Genomic DNA, 13,969 nt, shown 5'->3' with positions numbered 1-13,969 from the left:
GGCACGACGCGTCGTCCAGCGGCGTCCCCGGCCGCAGGTGACACATCGGCCGTCGGCTCCCAGCTCGTGCTGCCTGAGCAGCGCTCGCCAGGCGGCGGCCAGCCGGCACGCCTCCGCTCCCGCGCGCGAAGGATTTCCTGAAGCCCCCGAAAGGCCCGGACCCCGATCCGGAACCCTCGACCCCAGGACTCCTCGCAGGTATTTCTGTACCCCTTCGGCCAGCAGGCCAAACAGCACCGCGTCCACACCGGTCTCCCCCTCCGTCGAACTCGTGTTCGATGACGGGGTCCGTTCTACCGGCGGGGTACGACGATTTCGGGGGCGATCGGCGGGATCGGGGCCGGGTTCACTCGGACGGGTGTTACAGCTTCACCATCGGCACGCTGCCGATCAGCATCAGGCGGACCTTGCCGGCCGCGCCGAAGTCGATCGTCGCCGTGGCGCGCGGGCCGACGCCGTCGCACGAGATCACCGTGCCCAGGCCGTACTTGTCGTGGCTGACGCGGTCGCCGACGTCCAGCTTCAGCGCCACCGTGTCCTTCCAGCCCTTGCCGAACGACGGCGTGCCCGAGGACGACGGCGACGACGTCCGCCTGCCGCCCCACGTGGTCGCCGCCCGCGGCGTCCCGCCGCCACGCGAACCGGAACCGAACCCGAAGCCCGCGCTGGAGGGCTCCAGCCGCCGCCAGTCGACGAGGTCGCCCGGCAGCTCGTCCAGGAACCGCGAAGCCGGGTTCATCGAAGGCTGGCCCCACGCCGAGCGCGTGATCGCGCGCGAGACGTACAGCCGCTGCCGCGCCCGCGTGATCGCGACGTACGCGAGCCGCCGTTCCTCGGCCAGCTCGGTCGGGTCGCCCAGCGCGCGCATGTGCGGGAAAACGCCGTCCTCCCAACCGGTGCAGAACACCACCGGGTACTCCAGGCCCTTCGCGGTGTGCACGGTCATCAGCGTGACCACGCCCGCGCCGCCGTCGCCTTCTTCGCCGCCGTCGGGCGAAGGCACCGAGTCGGCGTCCGCCACCAGTGACACGCGCTCGAGGAACGCGGGCAGCGAACCCGGTGCCGGGACACCGGGTTCCACGACCAGCTCGGCGTTCTCGTCCGCGACGACCTCGGCGGTGATCTCGGTGAACTCGCGCGCGACCGTGACGAGCTCGTCGAGGTTCTCCACGCGCGTGTGGTCCTGCGGGTCGTCGGACTCTTCGAGCTCGACGCGGTAGCCGGTCTTGTCCAGCACGGCTTCGAGGACGTCGTGCACCTCGGCGCCTTCGGAAACCAGCGTGCCCAGCTCGTCGAGCAGCGCCACGAACCCGCCGATCGCCTTGACCGAGCGCGGGTTCAGCAGCGCCACCTTGCCGTCGACGGCGTCCCGCAGCGCCTGCGCGAACGAGATCCGCTCGCGCTCGGCGTGCGTCGCCACGACGGCTTCGGCGCGGTCGCCGATGCCGCGCTTGGGCACGTTCAGCACGCGCCGCAGGCTGACCGTGTCCTCCGGGTTCGCCAGCACGCGCAGGTACGCGATCATGTCGCGGACTTCGCGCCGCTCGTAGAACCGCACGCCGCCGACGACCTTGTACGGCAGGCCGAGCCGGATGAAGATCTCTTCGAAGACGCGGGACTGGTTGTTGGTGCGGTAGAAGACGGCGACGTCGGAGTAGTCGGCCTCGCCCTTCTCCGCCAGCGCGTCGATTTCGCCCGCGACGAACGCGGCCTCGTCGTGGTCGTTGTCCGCGACGTAGCCGACGATCTTCTCGCCGTCGCCCGAATCCGTCCACAGCCTTTTGGCGCGGCGGTTCGGGTTCCGCTCGATCACGGCGTTGGCCGCGGACAGGATCGTCTGCGTGGAGCGGTAGTTCTGCTCCAGCAGGATGGTGTGGGCGTTGGGGAAGTCCCGCTCGAACTCCTCGATGTTGCGGATCGTCGCGCCGCGGAAGGCGTAGATCGACTGGTCCGCGTCACCCACGACGCACAGCTCGGCCGGCTCGACGCCCGCTTCGTTCGGCGCGGTCCCGGCCAGCTCGCGCACCAGCGTGTACTGGGCGTGGTTCGTGTCCTGGTACTCGTCGACCAGCACGTGGCGGAACCGCCGCCGGTAGTACTCGGCGACGTCCGGGAACGCCTGCAGCAGCGACACCGTGCGCATGATGAGGTCGTCGAAGTCGAAGGCGTTGGCCAGCGAAAGCCGCCGCTGGTACTCGACGTAGACCTCGGCGACGCGCCGCTCCAGGTCGTTGGCCGCGTTCGCCGCCGCGGTCTCCGGGTCGGTCAGCTCGTTCTTGAGGTTCGAGATGTGCACCGCGAGCGTGCGGGCCGCGTAGCGCTTCGGGTCGATGTCGAGGTCCCGCGCCACGAGCGTGATGAGCCGCTTGGTGTCGTCGGAGTCGTAGATGGAGAAGTTCGACGACATGCCGAGGGTCTTGGCCTCGCGGCGCAGGATCCGCACGCACATCGAGTGGAACGTCGACACCCACATGGCGTTCGCGCGCCGCCCGACGAGCGCCGCGACGCGCTCGCGCATCTCCGCGGCGGCCTTGTTGGTGAACGTGATCGCCATGATTTCGCCGGGGTGCACGCGGCGCTGGCCGAGCAGGTAGGCGATGCGGCGGGTCAGCACCCGGGTCTTGCCCGATCCCGCGCCCGCCACCACCAGCAGCGGGCCACCGGCGTGGGTGACGGCTTCGCGCTGAGCGGGGTTCAGGTCGTCGAGCAGATCGGCCTGCCCGCCGGAAGCGGGCTTGCGCGCGGGGGTCTCGGCGGGGAGATCGAAGAGGGTGTCCATCGTCTGTCCACGCTACCCCGGGCGGGTGGGAGGGCGGCAGAAGCGTGCCGGGGCGGGCGGTCCCGGGTACCGCGCCGGGCGTAGCGGGAGGTGTCGCCTGCCGTCCGACGCGGTGCGGCCCGTCCGCGCGGAGCATCGGTGGACATGGAAGACCACCGCATCCGCGCCGCCGACGCCGATCGTGACCGCGTCGCCGCCACCGTCCAGACCGCCGGCGCCGAAGGCCGGCTCACCCTCGAAGAGGTCGAAGAGCGCCTCACCCGTGTCTACGCCGCCAAGTTCACCGACGAGCTGGCCGCGCTCACCACCGACCTGCCGCGGCCCGCGCCGCCCCGGCCCGGCTTCCCGCTCACCCGTGCCGCGCTGCGGCGGCACCCGGCGCTGCGCCTGCACCTCGCCGTCGTGGTGGCGGTCGCCGTGCTGGTGATCGTCCGCTGGGCGGTGCTGGGCGCCGGGTTCTTCTGGCCCGCTTTCCCGCTGTTCTGGCTCGCGGTGAGCGTCTTCGTTCATGCGCGGGTGCGCTCGTTCCGGGAGCGCCCCGGCGCGCCTGTGCCATACTGAGCCCATGCGGCACCACGCAGAGCGATTTTTTTACGGGACCCGGACTCCGGCTCCCGTGATCGCGTAGTGCCCGAACCGCCATCACCGCCAGCCCCGGAGTCCACGGACCCGGGGCTGTCGCCGTCCCAGGGGCCGGGTCCGGGCACCGAGGGAGAGGTCCCGATGAACGCACAAGCGACGAACGCCGACGGCCAGCCCGCCGAGCACACGCCCGCCGGGGACGACATCGCGTCGCTCCGGGAGGAGATCGACTGGCTGGACAAGGAGATCCTGCGGCTGGTGAAGCGCCGGATCGAGGTGTCCAAGACGATCGGGGCCGCGCGGATGGCCGCCGGCGGCACGCGGATCGTCTACAACCGCGAGATGGACGTGCTCGCGCGCTACCGCGAGCTGGGTCCGGAAGGCCGCCAGCTCGCCATGGCACTGCTCAACCTCGGCCGGGGCAGGCTCGGCCGGTAACGGTTGCCCGAATTCCGGGTCTTCCCGGAGGCACCCGCGCCCCCGGTGCGGGCAGACTGGAGCCATGGACTGGCTCGTTAACCTCATCGCCGTCATCGTCGCGCTCGCGAGCGTGCTGGCCGCGCTGGGCCATGTGGGGTATCTGGCGCTGCTGAACAACGCGGCGGGTAAGCGGGCCGGCGGCGCGCCGGTCGCGCAGTACGTCCGCAGCCGGTGGGCCGTTGCCGGCGGTACCACCGCCGCTTCGCTGTTCGCCTGGTTGCTCACGGCCGGGGGACCGACGCTCGACATCGTGGCGATCCTCGTCGCGGCCGGTAGCGGTGTCGTGGCGACGAAGGCGCTGCAGTCCACGCGCGACCGTTACCGCACGGGAGGCTGAATTCCCCCGAGCAGGGTCGATGGCGCTCGGTGAAACTCCGCAGCGTCACCCTCCCCCGATCGGTCGCGCCCGACCGAGTGAAACCTGTGCAACTTGCAGGTTTGGGCGGGACTTTCTACGCCGGATGCTCCTAGGGTTGACGCCGTGAGGACCCTTGCGTTCGGGTCGGGCGGAGCCCGGAGGACGCGCGGGGGCACTGGCCCCGCGCGCCCAGTCTCGCATGCGCGTGCATCTGCGCAGGATTCCGCGCGTGAGGATGCTCCTTTCGGGTTCCGTTGCCCCCCAACGGCATCAGACCCCGGCGGCCGGGTGGTCGAACCGACATGACCCACGGCACGGAGTTCCACGGACGCGGCGGCGCGCCCGCGCATCCCGGGCGGCACCGGCTCGGCGGCACGGAAAGCTGGACGCCGCCGCTGCCCCCCAACCGCGCGGGACGGCGGCACGCGGCCGGCCACGCGCCGGTCGACCCGCCCGTGTCCGGGTCGCTCCCCCTCGCGCCGCCGAGGCCGGGCGGGGTCCCCCTGCCGCAGCCGATGTCCGGCTCCTTCGCGAGGTCCGGACCGCTCCCCCGGCCCGCGTCTTTCGAGCGGCCGGTCTCCGGCACGCTCCCCGACCACGTTTCCGGGTCCCTGCCCTTCGAGCAGCCGGTGTCCGGCACGCTGACCCCGCCGTCGCTGCCCCAGCCGCGCGACCGGCGGCCCGCGCCCCCGCTCTTCCCCGCGGCGCACGGCGACCTCCCCCTCGACGACGACCTCGAGCCCGTCGCCGAGTCCCGCGCCGACCAGGCCGCCCGGCGCACCCGCGTCTCGCTGGCCTCCCCGCAGCCGCGCCACGTCGAGCCGGAGGACGACGACGTCCGCATCTACGCAGCGCCCCCGTTGGACGGGCTCGGCGGCTTCACCATCGGCTCGGTGCCCGCGTCCGTGACCCCGCCCAAGACGTGGAAGAAGGCGGCGTGGTTCGCCACCGGCGCGTCCGGGGCCGTGGTCGTCGGGCTCCTGTTCGCCGGGTCCTACCTGGTCGGGAAACCGCCGGTGGACCAGGCCGTGCAGGGCGCGTGGCCGGGCTACCAGGGTGCGCCCACCGTCATCGACCCCACCGGCGAAGCCGCGCCGACGTCCCGGGAGGGCGGTTCCGCGGCGGGCCCGGACACCTCGTCCCGGCCGGACCAGCCGGCCGGGCGGACCAGCGGCGGTGGCGCCGGCCCCGTCGACGGCGCCGTCCCGCCGCCCGCCGACGACAGCAGCGCCGTGCCGGGGACGACCGGCACCGCCACGCCGAGCGCGCGGCCGCAGAAGCCCCCGGTCACGCCCGCCCAGCGCGAAACCCCGGTCAAGCCGCCGTGGTGGTACTCCTTCCCGCCGGACGCCCAGACCATGGGCGACAACACGGAGAAGTTCTTCAACACCGTCACGACCGACCCCGCCGCGGCGGCCGCGGTGACCACCGGCGAGCTGCACGACCAGGGCCCGCAGGCCCTCGCCGAGCGCTACGCCGGCATCGCGTACTTCGAGGTCCGCAAGATCAGCATCGACCAGCAGCGCGGCGTCACCGTCAACACCGTCGAGATCACCCACACCGACGGTTCCAAGACGATCGAAAACCGCACTCTGACGTTCGGGGACGGCGACAAGATCGCGGCTGACGGCCAGTAACGAAGCCTGCACGTGCGGCTCGCCCGTTCCGATGCACGTGCGGTGCGCCGAACGGTTACCCCTGGTCCGGGTGGGTGACATATGCTGCCGCTCGTCGTATCGCGACGGCATTCCGGCGACAGAGCCTGGTGGTGCCCGTCCGCACAGGGTTACCTGACGACAGCGGATCCGGAACCGGCCACGAGTCGGCCAACCGGACCAACGGAAACCCGGCCGAACGGCCGAGTGGCCGTCCCCGGAACCCCAGAGCGAGGACATTCGTGCTTGATCGGCAGCGCACACGGCGTGAGGTACCCAACGCCGTCCGCGTCGAGGACGTGATCCCGGCCGAGATACTCGACGGCGTCGGCGACGCCGACCGCGACTATCTCGAGCAGGTCTTCCGCGATCCGCAGAAGTTCCTGCCGCCGCGCCCGGAACCCGTCCGCGAGCCGGAGCGGGCCGAGGACGACGGCGATCCCGAGAGCCGGTTCGTCCGCCGCGCCAAGCTGGCCGGGCTCGTCGCCGCCGGTGCGCTCGTCGCCGGCGCGGTGGTCGCCGCGCCGATGCTGACCAGCGCGCACCGCGCGGTCTCCGAAGGCGGCCAGTCCACGCCCGCCGGCTTCAGCGGTGCCGCGGAGCTCGGCGGCCTCGCCGTCCCGCAGCACCAGGCCGGTGGCGGCGCGCCGGAGCAGCCCAGCACCCCCGCGCCGGGCGCGCACTCCGGTGGCGCGCCGTCGGCGTCGGAGTCGACCGGCGGGAGCCCGCACACCGAAGCCGCGCCCGCCACCGCGCAGGCGGTGCCGGACACGGCCGCCGACGCGCGCAGCGCCGCCCGGAAGATCCAGGCCGTCAAGGACTTCTACGCCGCCATCGCGAAGGACTCGACGGGCGCTCTGGCACTGCTGAGCCCGACGCTGGCCGACGGCGCGGCCGGCGAGCTGGTCCGCACGTGGAGCTCGATGGACGCCATCGACGTCCAGGAGGCCGACACGCAGATCAAGCCGGACGGCTCGATCCTCGCGGTGGCGACGCTGCACCGGCCGGACGGCGCGCTGGTCCGCGTGACCCAGCTGTTCCGGGTGGCCGACACCGGCGGGCTGATCACCGAAGCCGAGCTCGTCTCGGCCCAGTACATGTAGCCCTCGGCGATCACCCCTTCACCCGTGGTTCAAGTGCCCGTACCGGATTCGTGTGCGCAGAGTGAGCGCCTAGCCTTGTCACGGGCCGGTCTCAGTGAAGCCGGCACACAGCCCACGACATGTGCATACGCTCCAGCGAAGCGGCGTGCGCGTGGCCGCGTCACCAGGCACCGATCCTCACGCCCTGGTGAAGTGGGAGCCCAAAGGGAGGTCGCGTGAGCGACGAGGGTCGTCTGGTCGCCGGTCGGTACCGCATCGTCGGCCGGATCGGCACGGGCGCGATGGGGGCCGTCTGGCAGGCGCACGACGAGGTCCTGGGCCGCACGGTCGCCATCAAGCAGCTGCTCCTCCAGCCGCACCTGGACGAGCACGACGCCGAGGACGCGCGCCAGCGGACGATGCGCGAGGGCCGGATCGCCGCCCGCCTGCACCACCCGAACGCGATCTCGGTGTTCGACGTCGTCACCGACGACAACGGGCAGCCGTGCCTGATCATGGAGTACCTCAACTCCACCAGCCTGGCCGCCGTGCTGCAGGAACGCCGCACGCTGCCGCCGACCGAGGTCGCGCGCATCGGCGCCCAGGTCGCCGCGGCGCTGCGCGAGGCGCACGCGGTCGGCATCGTGCACCGCGACATCAAGCCGGGCAACATCCTGCTCGCCGGCAACGGCACCGTGAAGATCACCGACTTCGGCATTTCCCGCGCCAAGGACGACGTCACGGTCACCAAGACCGGGATGATCGCCGGCACCCCCGCCTACCTGGCCCCCGAGGTCGCCATCGGCGGCGACCCCGGCCCGGAGTCCGACGTCTTCTCGCTCGGCTCGACGCTGTACGCGGCCTGCGAGGGCCAGCCGCCGTTCGGGCTGTCGGAGAACACGCTGAGCCTGCTGCACGCGGTCGCGGCCGGGCAGATCATCCCACCGCGCCAGTCCGGGCCGCTGGCGAGCGTGCTGGCGGTGCTGCTGCACCCGGACGTCCAGCACCGGCCGACCGCCGAGGAGTGCGAGGAGCTGCTCGCGGCCGTCGCGCGCGGCGAGACGCCGCTCGGCGCCCCGGCGGACGAGACGATGATGGCCCCCTCGGCGGGCGTGCTCGGTGCTGCCGCCGTCGCCGACCCGAACGCCACGCAGATGTTCGACGAGGTCCCGGCGGGCCACTCCGGCAGCCTGCTCGACGGCGGCCAGGCGCCGACGCAGGCCGTGCCGTACTACGACGAGGACGACTACCCGGAGGCCACCGGCTACCCGGAGGACGACTACGACGGGTACGACCGCTACCCCGACGAACGCCAGCAGTACGCCGGCGGTGTCCCGCCGGGCCTGGCCGCTACCCGCGCGGTGCCGGTGCCCCCGCACGAGCAGGGTCCGTACGCGGACGACCCGTACGACGACTACGAAGACGAGCCGGCCCCGCCGCCCCCGCCGCGGCGTCCGCAGGCCAGCCCGGTCGATGACGACGACGAGAAGCCCGGCGCGTGGAAGCGCCCGGCGATCATCGGCGGCGTCGTGGTCGTGGGCCTGGTCGCGCTCGCCGTCTGGCTGCTGAGCCCGAACAACCCGGAGGCGCCCGCGGCGCCCGTGTCGAGCAGCAAGCCCGCGCCGGTCGCGACGTCGGAGTCGCTGCCGTCGACGACGGAGGAGCCGACCACCACGGTGGATCTGACGTCCCCGTCGGAGACGACCTCGGCGAAGCGCACGACGACGCCGCGGACGACCGAGCCGGAGAAGACGACCACTCCGCGCACGACGACACCCAAACCGACGACCTCGGAGGAAACGTCGAGCAGCCAGCCCCCTCCTCCTCCGCCGACAACCACCACGACTGGTGGCACCAACTCCTGATGCTCCGAGGTTTGTGTTGAGTTCCGAAGGCACCATCGTCGGCGGCCGGTTCCGGCTGGACCAGCCGATCGGCCGTGGCCGCGCGGGCATCGTGTGGCTGGCGTTCGACACGCGGCTGTTCCGCACCGTCGCGATGAAGCGGATGTACCTCCCGGTCGGGGCGGGCGACCGCGCCGAGCAGGCGCGCGCCGCCGCCATGCAGGAGGGCAAGGACGCCGCCCGGATCGAGCACCCGTGCGCGATCAAGGTGTTCGACGTGCTGCCCGACGGCCAGGACGTCTGGCTGGTGATGGAGTACATCCCGTCGCGCAGCATGGCGACGTTCCTCGCCGAGCACGGCAGGCTCACCCCCGACCAGGCCGCCCACCTGGGCATCCAGCTCGGCAACGCGCTCACCGCGATCCACGCGGCCGGGTTCGTGCATCGCACGCTCGAGCCGGGCACGGTGCTGCTGGCCGACGACGGCGGCGTCAAGCTCACCGACATCGGCATCAGCGGCGGCGGGCCGCACGCGGCGTACGTGGCGCCCGAGGTCGCGCGGGGGCTGCCCCCGACGCCGGCGGCCGACGTCTTCTCCCTCGGCGCGACGCTGTACACGTCCGTGGAGGGCGTGCCGCCGTTCGGCGAGGACGGGCAGTCGTCCGAGCGCCCGGCGCAGAACGCGGGCGTGCTGACGGCGGCGCTGCGCAAGATGCTGCGCGCCGACCCGACGACGCGGCCGACCATGGCCGACACCGTCCGTTCGCTGAGCGCGATCACCGAGGGCCGCGAGACGGCGTTCATCCCGCCGACCGCACCCGGGCTCCAGCCGCCGCCGGCCCCGCCGTTCAACCCGGCGGCGGCGCCCGCGGGACCGCCGATGCCGCCGTCGGGACCGCAGTTCCAGCAGCAGATCCCGGTCGCCGCGCCCGGCTACTCCGCGGCGGAGGCGACCCAGCGGATGCAGCCGGTCCCGCCGGCGACGCAGTACGTGCCGGGACCGCCGCCCCAGCCGCAGGCCGGGACGTGGAACCTGCCGGTGTCGAAGAAGACGCTGATCACCGTGGCCGCGATCCTCGCGGCGGTGCTGGTCGGCATCCTCGTCTCGGAGCTGTTTTTCGTCTAGGCCACCTTGGCGGTCGCCGCGCGCATGGCCTCCAGGAACGTGCGCACGGCCGGCTGGCCCCAGGCGCGGGACGCGACCGCCGCGTGGATTGCGCGGACCGGCTCCGGGTTGCGGATCTTGCGGACGACCACGCCGGGGTGCTGGGCGCCGAGCCCCAGCTCGGGGATGAGCCCGACGCCGATGCCGGCGGCGACGAACCCCTGCGCCGTCTGGTAGTCCTCGGACTCGACCACCACGTTCGGCGAGAACCCGGCCGACGCGCAGGCGCCGTCGAGGATGTCGCGGCAGATGCCGGGCAGGCCGTCGACGCCGACCCACGGCTCTTCGGCGAACTCCGTCAGGTCGAGCACGCGCTTGCGGGCCAGCGGGTGGGTCTTCGGCAGCACCGCGCGGTACGGGTCGTCGAGCAGGTGCACCAGCTCGACGCCCTTGCCGGGCGGCTTCTTGCGCGGGAAGACGGTGATCGCGACGTCGGCGTCGCCCGCTTCGACGTCGGCCATCGGGTCGTCCGGCTCGACCAGCTTGAGGTCGAGGCGGACGCCGGGGTGCTCGCGGCGGACGGCGGCGATGGCGGGCGGGACCAGTGACGCGCCCGCCGTCGCGAAGTAGCGGATGGCGACGCGGCCGGTGCGGCCCTCCTTGAGCTCGGTCAGCGCCGCCTCGGCCTTCGCGAGCTCGGTGCTCAGCTTCTCGGCGTGCTCGGACAGCAGCGCGCCCGCCGGCGTCGGCCGGACGCCGCGGCCGACGCGTTCGAGCAGTTCGGTGCCGGCTTCGCGTTCCAGGGCCGAGAGCTGCTGGCTGATCGCGGACGGCGTGTAGCCGAGGTTGCGGGCCGCGGCGGTGATCGACCCGCTGGTGATGACGGCGCGGAGGACCTGCATGCGGCGGACGTCGAGCATGCTCCGATCGTACAGCTGGGCTTAAGCGTCCCTGCAGTTATTTTCGCTTGTCCTTACGTCTTCGTGGCGCGAAGCTGACGCTTGATCGGAGAAGGAGGACTGGGGTGGGCGAAACGAAGACCCTGCTGAGGATCGGCGCGCTGGCGTTGATGTGGGGTTCGAGCTTCTTCTGGATCAAGCTGGGGCTGGGGATGTTCTCGCCGGTGCAGCTGGTGCTGGCGCGGCTCGTGCTCGGCGCGGCGATGCTGCTGGTGCTGTGCCGGCTGCAGCGCGCCCGGCTGCCGCGCGACCGGCGGATGTGGGGGCACCTGGCCGTCGCGGCGTTCTTCCACAACGCGCTGCCGTTCCTGCTGTTCGCGATCGGCGAGACGACGGTCGACTCGGGCATCACCGGGGTGCTGAACTCGACGACGCCGCTGTGGGTGCTGCTGGCGGCGCCGCTGATGGGGACGTCGTCGCGGATGACGGGGACGCGGCTGGCCGGGCTCTTGGTGGGTCTCGGCGGGATCCTGCTGATCTTCGCGCCGTGGCAGGCGTCGGGCCTGCTCAGCTGGGGCGCGCTGGCGTGCCTCGCGGCGGCGGCGAGCTACGGCTTCGCGTTCGTCTACGAAGGCAAGTACCTGTCGTCCCCGACGTCCTCGCCGTACGCGGTCTCGGCCGGGCAGATGCTGCTGGCCAGCGGGATGCTGGTGCTGGCGCTGCCGGTGGGCGGGCTGACGCCGGTGCACGTCTCGCCCGGGCCGCTGCTGGCCGTGCTCGTGCTGGGGATCGGGTCGACGGGGATCGCGTTCGCGCTGAACTACCAGCTGCTGGCGAGCGAAGGCGCGGTGGCGGCTTCGGTGGTCGGGTACCTGCTGCCGGTGGTTTCGGTGCTGCTCGGCGCGGTGTTCCTGGGCGAGCAGCTGAACCTGAGGGTGATCGCGGGGATGGTCGTCGTCCTCGCCGGGGTCGCGCTGACCCGCCTCCAGAGGCCGGAGCGAGTGGCCGCGGAAGTGCCCGGTGACCAGGCGGATGGGCTTGGTGACGACACCGCCGGGCGCGCGCGGCCGCTTGCTCCTCTGGCGGACTAGACGAGGCGGCGGTCGGAGGCCCAGCGCGAGAGCTCGTAGCGGTTCGAGAGCTGGGTCTTCCGCAGGACGCTCGACACGTGCGTCTCGACCGTCTTCACCGAGATGAACAGCTCGGACGCGATTTCCTTGTACGCGTAGCCCCGCGCCAGCAACCGCAGGACGTCCCGCTCCCGGGGCGTCAGCAGGTCCAGCTCCGGGTCGTTGATCGGCGCCGAACCGGGGCGGTCGGCGAACGCGTCCAGGACGAACCCGGCCAGCCGCGGGGAGAACACCGCGTCGCCGTCGGCCACCCGGACCACCGCGCGGACCAGCTCCTTCGACGAGATCGTCTTCGTCACGTACCCGCGCGCACCCGCGCGGATGACCGCGATGACGTCCTCTGCCGCGTCGGACACCGACAGCGCGAGGAACACCACGTCCGGCAGCTCCGGGCGCACCCGGCGCAGGACCTCGGCGCCGCCGCCGTCGGGCATGTGGACGTCGAGCAGCACCACCTGGGGCTTGGTCCGGGCGATCCCGGCCACCGCTTCGGCCACCGAGCCGGCCTCGCCGACCACGCGGACCTCGTCGGTGATCGAGTCGAGCTCGGTGCGCACGCCCGCGCGGAACAGCGCGTGGTCGTCGACGAGGAACACCTTGACCGGTTCGCGCTGGGTGTCAGTCACGTCGTCGAGCATAGCGGCCTCACGCTGCCCCCTTGCCCGCTTTCACCGGCATGGCGAGCTGCACTTCGGTGCCCTCCCCCGGCGCGGTGCGGACCTTGCACGTGCCGCCGTGGCGGGTCATCCGGCCGCGGATCGAGTCGGCCAGGCCGTGGCGGTCGTCCGGGACGAGGTCGGGGTCGAAGCCCTTGCCGCGGTCGCGGACGAACACCGTCACCGACGTCGGCTCGACCTCGGCGAAGACGCTGACCTCCTCGACGCCCGCGTGCTTGGCCGCGTTGACGATCGCCTCCCGGGCGGCCTGGACCAGCGCCACCAGCGAGTCGTCCAGCTCGGCGTCGCCGACGACGACCTGGCCGACGGAGATCGCGAAGGTGTCCTCGACCTCGCCGCACGCCGTCGCGAGGGCTTCGGACAGCTGGCCGGTCGCTTCCTCGGCGGTCTCGACGGGCTTGCCGTAGCCGTTCGGGCCGTAGAGCCAGCCGCGCAGCTCGCGTTCCTGGCTGCGCGCCAGCCGGGCGACCTCGCGGGGCTGTTCGCTCTGCTTCTGGATGAGGGCCAGCGTCTGCAGGACCGAGTCGTGCAGGTGGGCGGCGATCTCGGCGCGTTCGTCGGTGCGGATGCGGGCCTTGCGCTCGTCGGACAGGTCACGGACCAGGCGCAGCCAGAACGGGATGGTCAGCACGGCGACCCCGATCAGCGTCGCGAGGACGGCGATCAGGGCGAACTGGACCTGGTCGAGGGTGCCGCTGCGCAGCACGACGACAGTGATGCCGGTGATCACGAGCGCGACGCCGGCGACGATCCGGATCGCGGCCGACCAGCCGCCCCCGCCGAGGAAGGCGCCCGCGAAGCCGTCCTTGGCCCCGACCCGCCAGCGGCGCCGCTGCGACTCGTCGGCCTCCCGCCAGACGACCGCGAGACCGATCATGGCGACGGCGAGCGGCACGGCGACCCAGCCGCTGATGAACCCGGTGAGCGTCCCGCTGGCGACGGCGAGGCCGACACCCAGCGCGATCAGGCCGAACGCCTGCTGACGCTCCTTCGACGTCGGCGCCTTCGCGGTTTCTTCGGTCTGCTGCTGGACGAACACCCAGAGCAGGCCGTAGGCGAGCAGGCCGGCCCCGTTGAGGGCGGCGAGCAGCGCGAAGGCGGTCCGCACCCAGACGACCGGGACGCCGAGGTGGTCGGCGAGCCCACCGGCGACCCCGGCGATCGCCCGCCCGGACCGGCGCCGAAACATCTTGGGCTTCTCCGGGACGGTCACCTGGTCGGTGGTGACGTGGTCGAGGGCTTCTTGCACGTGGTCCATGGTCACACGCGCGGGCGTGGGCTTCCATCAGGGAAGCCCCTGATCCGGTCCCGGGGGCCCGCGCCTCCGGGAAACCTCAGGGACCATCCCGGATGTTCGCCGGCCGCGGATCGCGCATGC

Annotated in this window: 12 protein-coding genes; 8 read left to right on the top strand and 4 right to left on the bottom strand. The window is 72.6% G+C overall.

Annotated features, from left to right (window positions below; translation table 11 throughout):
- Positions 1–361: 361 nt before the first annotated feature.
- A complete protein-coding gene (gene pcrA / locus AB0J40_RS36055; protein WP_364462400.1) occupies positions 362–2,779 on the bottom strand; it encodes a DNA helicase PcrA in 2,418 nt (805 codons plus the stop codon).
- A gap of 144 nt (positions 2,780–2,923) precedes the next feature.
- Between pcrA and AB0J40_RS36050 the strand changes: the two genes are divergently transcribed.
- The 7 genes from AB0J40_RS36050 (at position 2,924) to AB0J40_RS36020 (ending at position 9,906) form a co-directional block, all read left to right on the top strand.
- Positions 2,924–3,340, top strand: coding sequence for a DUF1707 domain-containing protein (locus AB0J40_RS36050; protein ID WP_364462575.1), 417 nt, complete (start codon positions 2,924–2,926; stop codon positions 3,338–3,340).
- Positions 3,341–3,502: 162 nt separating this feature from the next.
- Positions 3,503–3,799, top strand: coding sequence for a chorismate mutase (locus AB0J40_RS36045; RefSeq protein ID WP_364462397.1), 297 nt, complete (start codon positions 3,503–3,505; stop codon positions 3,797–3,799).
- Between the two features lie 64 nt (positions 3,800–3,863).
- On the top strand, positions 3,864–4,178 hold the full coding sequence (locus AB0J40_RS36040; protein ID WP_364462394.1) for a hypothetical protein: 315 nt from the start codon (positions 3,864–3,866) through the stop codon (positions 4,176–4,178).
- A 323-nt stretch (positions 4,179–4,501) separates the two neighbouring features.
- Complete coding sequence (locus AB0J40_RS36035) at positions 4,502–5,836, top strand: hypothetical protein (protein ID WP_364462391.1); 1,335 nt, start codon at positions 4,502–4,504, stop codon at positions 5,834–5,836.
- 260 nt (positions 5,837–6,096) lie between these two features.
- Entirely contained in the window at positions 6,097–6,957 is an 861-nt protein-coding gene (locus AB0J40_RS36030; RefSeq protein WP_364462388.1) for a hypothetical protein, read from the top strand.
- Positions 6,958–7,172: 215 nt separating this feature from the next.
- Positions 7,173–8,801 carry a serine/threonine-protein kinase gene (locus AB0J40_RS36025; protein ID WP_364462385.1) on the top strand — a complete coding sequence of 543 codons (1,629 nt, stop codon included), beginning with the start codon at positions 7,173–7,175 and terminating at the stop codon, positions 8,799–8,801.
- A 16-nt stretch (positions 8,802–8,817) separates the two neighbouring features.
- A complete protein-coding gene (locus AB0J40_RS36020) occupies positions 8,818–9,906 on the top strand; it encodes a serine/threonine-protein kinase (RefSeq protein ID WP_364462382.1) in 1,089 nt (362 codons plus the stop codon).
- Here the strand turns inward: AB0J40_RS36020 and AB0J40_RS36015 are convergent.
- Entirely contained in the window at positions 9,903–10,805 is a 903-nt protein-coding gene (locus tag AB0J40_RS36015; protein WP_364462379.1) for a LysR family transcriptional regulator, read from the bottom strand. The genes AB0J40_RS36020 and AB0J40_RS36015 overlap by 4 nt on opposite strands.
- Positions 10,806–10,909: 104 nt before the next feature.
- Here AB0J40_RS36015 and AB0J40_RS36010 point away from each other — a divergent pair, with 104 nt between their 5' ends.
- On the top strand, positions 10,910–11,875 hold the full coding sequence (locus tag AB0J40_RS36010) for a DMT family transporter (RefSeq protein WP_364462376.1): 966 nt from the start codon (positions 10,910–10,912) through the stop codon (positions 11,873–11,875).
- Here AB0J40_RS36010 and AB0J40_RS36005 read toward each other — a convergent pair.
- Positions 11,872–12,552: a response regulator transcription factor gene (locus tag AB0J40_RS36005; protein WP_176173206.1), complete on the bottom strand. Its 681-nt coding sequence runs from the start codon at positions 12,550–12,552 to the stop codon at positions 11,872–11,874. The two genes, AB0J40_RS36010 and AB0J40_RS36005, sit on opposite strands and share 4 nt — an antisense overlap.
- A gap of 7 nt (positions 12,553–12,559) precedes the next feature.
- Positions 12,560–13,849, bottom strand: a complete 1,290-nt coding sequence (locus tag AB0J40_RS36000) for a PspC domain-containing protein (RefSeq protein ID WP_364462373.1) — start codon at positions 13,847–13,849, stop codon at positions 12,560–12,562.
- Positions 13,850–13,969 lie beyond the last annotated feature (120 nt).

It is taken from the genome of Amycolatopsis sp. NPDC049691, assembly GCF_040675005.1.
In the GTDB taxonomy this organism is placed as follows: Bacteria; Actinomycetota; Actinomycetes; order Mycobacteriales; family Pseudonocardiaceae; genus Amycolatopsis.
Note: the sequence above shows the minus strand (reverse complement) of the source record. Positions and strands in the feature narration are given on the sequence as shown.

What these genes read in the sequence shown, in the direction of transcription:
- AB0J40_RS36045 (WP_364462397.1), top strand. Translation starts at nt 3,503, where the DNA reads ATGAACGCACAAGCGACGAACGCCGACGGCCAGCCCGCCGAGCACACG.
- pcrA (WP_364462400.1), bottom strand. Translation starts at nt 2,779, where the DNA reads ATGGACACCCTCTTCGATCTCCCCGCCGAGACCCCCGCGCGCAAGCCC.
- AB0J40_RS36040 (WP_364462394.1), top strand. Translation starts at nt 3,864, where the DNA reads ATGGACTGGCTCGTTAACCTCATCGCCGTCATCGTCGCGCTCGCGAGC.
- AB0J40_RS36050 (WP_364462575.1), top strand. Translation starts at nt 2,924, where the DNA reads ATGGAAGACCACCGCATCCGCGCCGCCGACGCCGATCGTGACCGCGTC.
- AB0J40_RS36000 (WP_364462373.1), bottom strand. Translation starts at nt 13,849, where the DNA reads ATGGACCACGTGCAAGAAGCCCTCGACCACGTCACCACCGACCAGGTG.
- AB0J40_RS36005 (WP_176173206.1), bottom strand. Translation starts at nt 12,552, where the DNA reads ATGCTCGACGACGTGACTGACACCCAGCGCGAACCGGTCAAGGTGTTC.
- AB0J40_RS36035 (WP_364462391.1), top strand. Translation starts at nt 4,502, where the DNA reads ATGACCCACGGCACGGAGTTCCACGGACGCGGCGGCGCGCCCGCGCAT.
- AB0J40_RS36015 (WP_364462379.1), bottom strand. Translation starts at nt 10,805, where the DNA reads ATGCTCGACGTCCGCCGCATGCAGGTCCTCCGCGCCGTCATCACCAGC.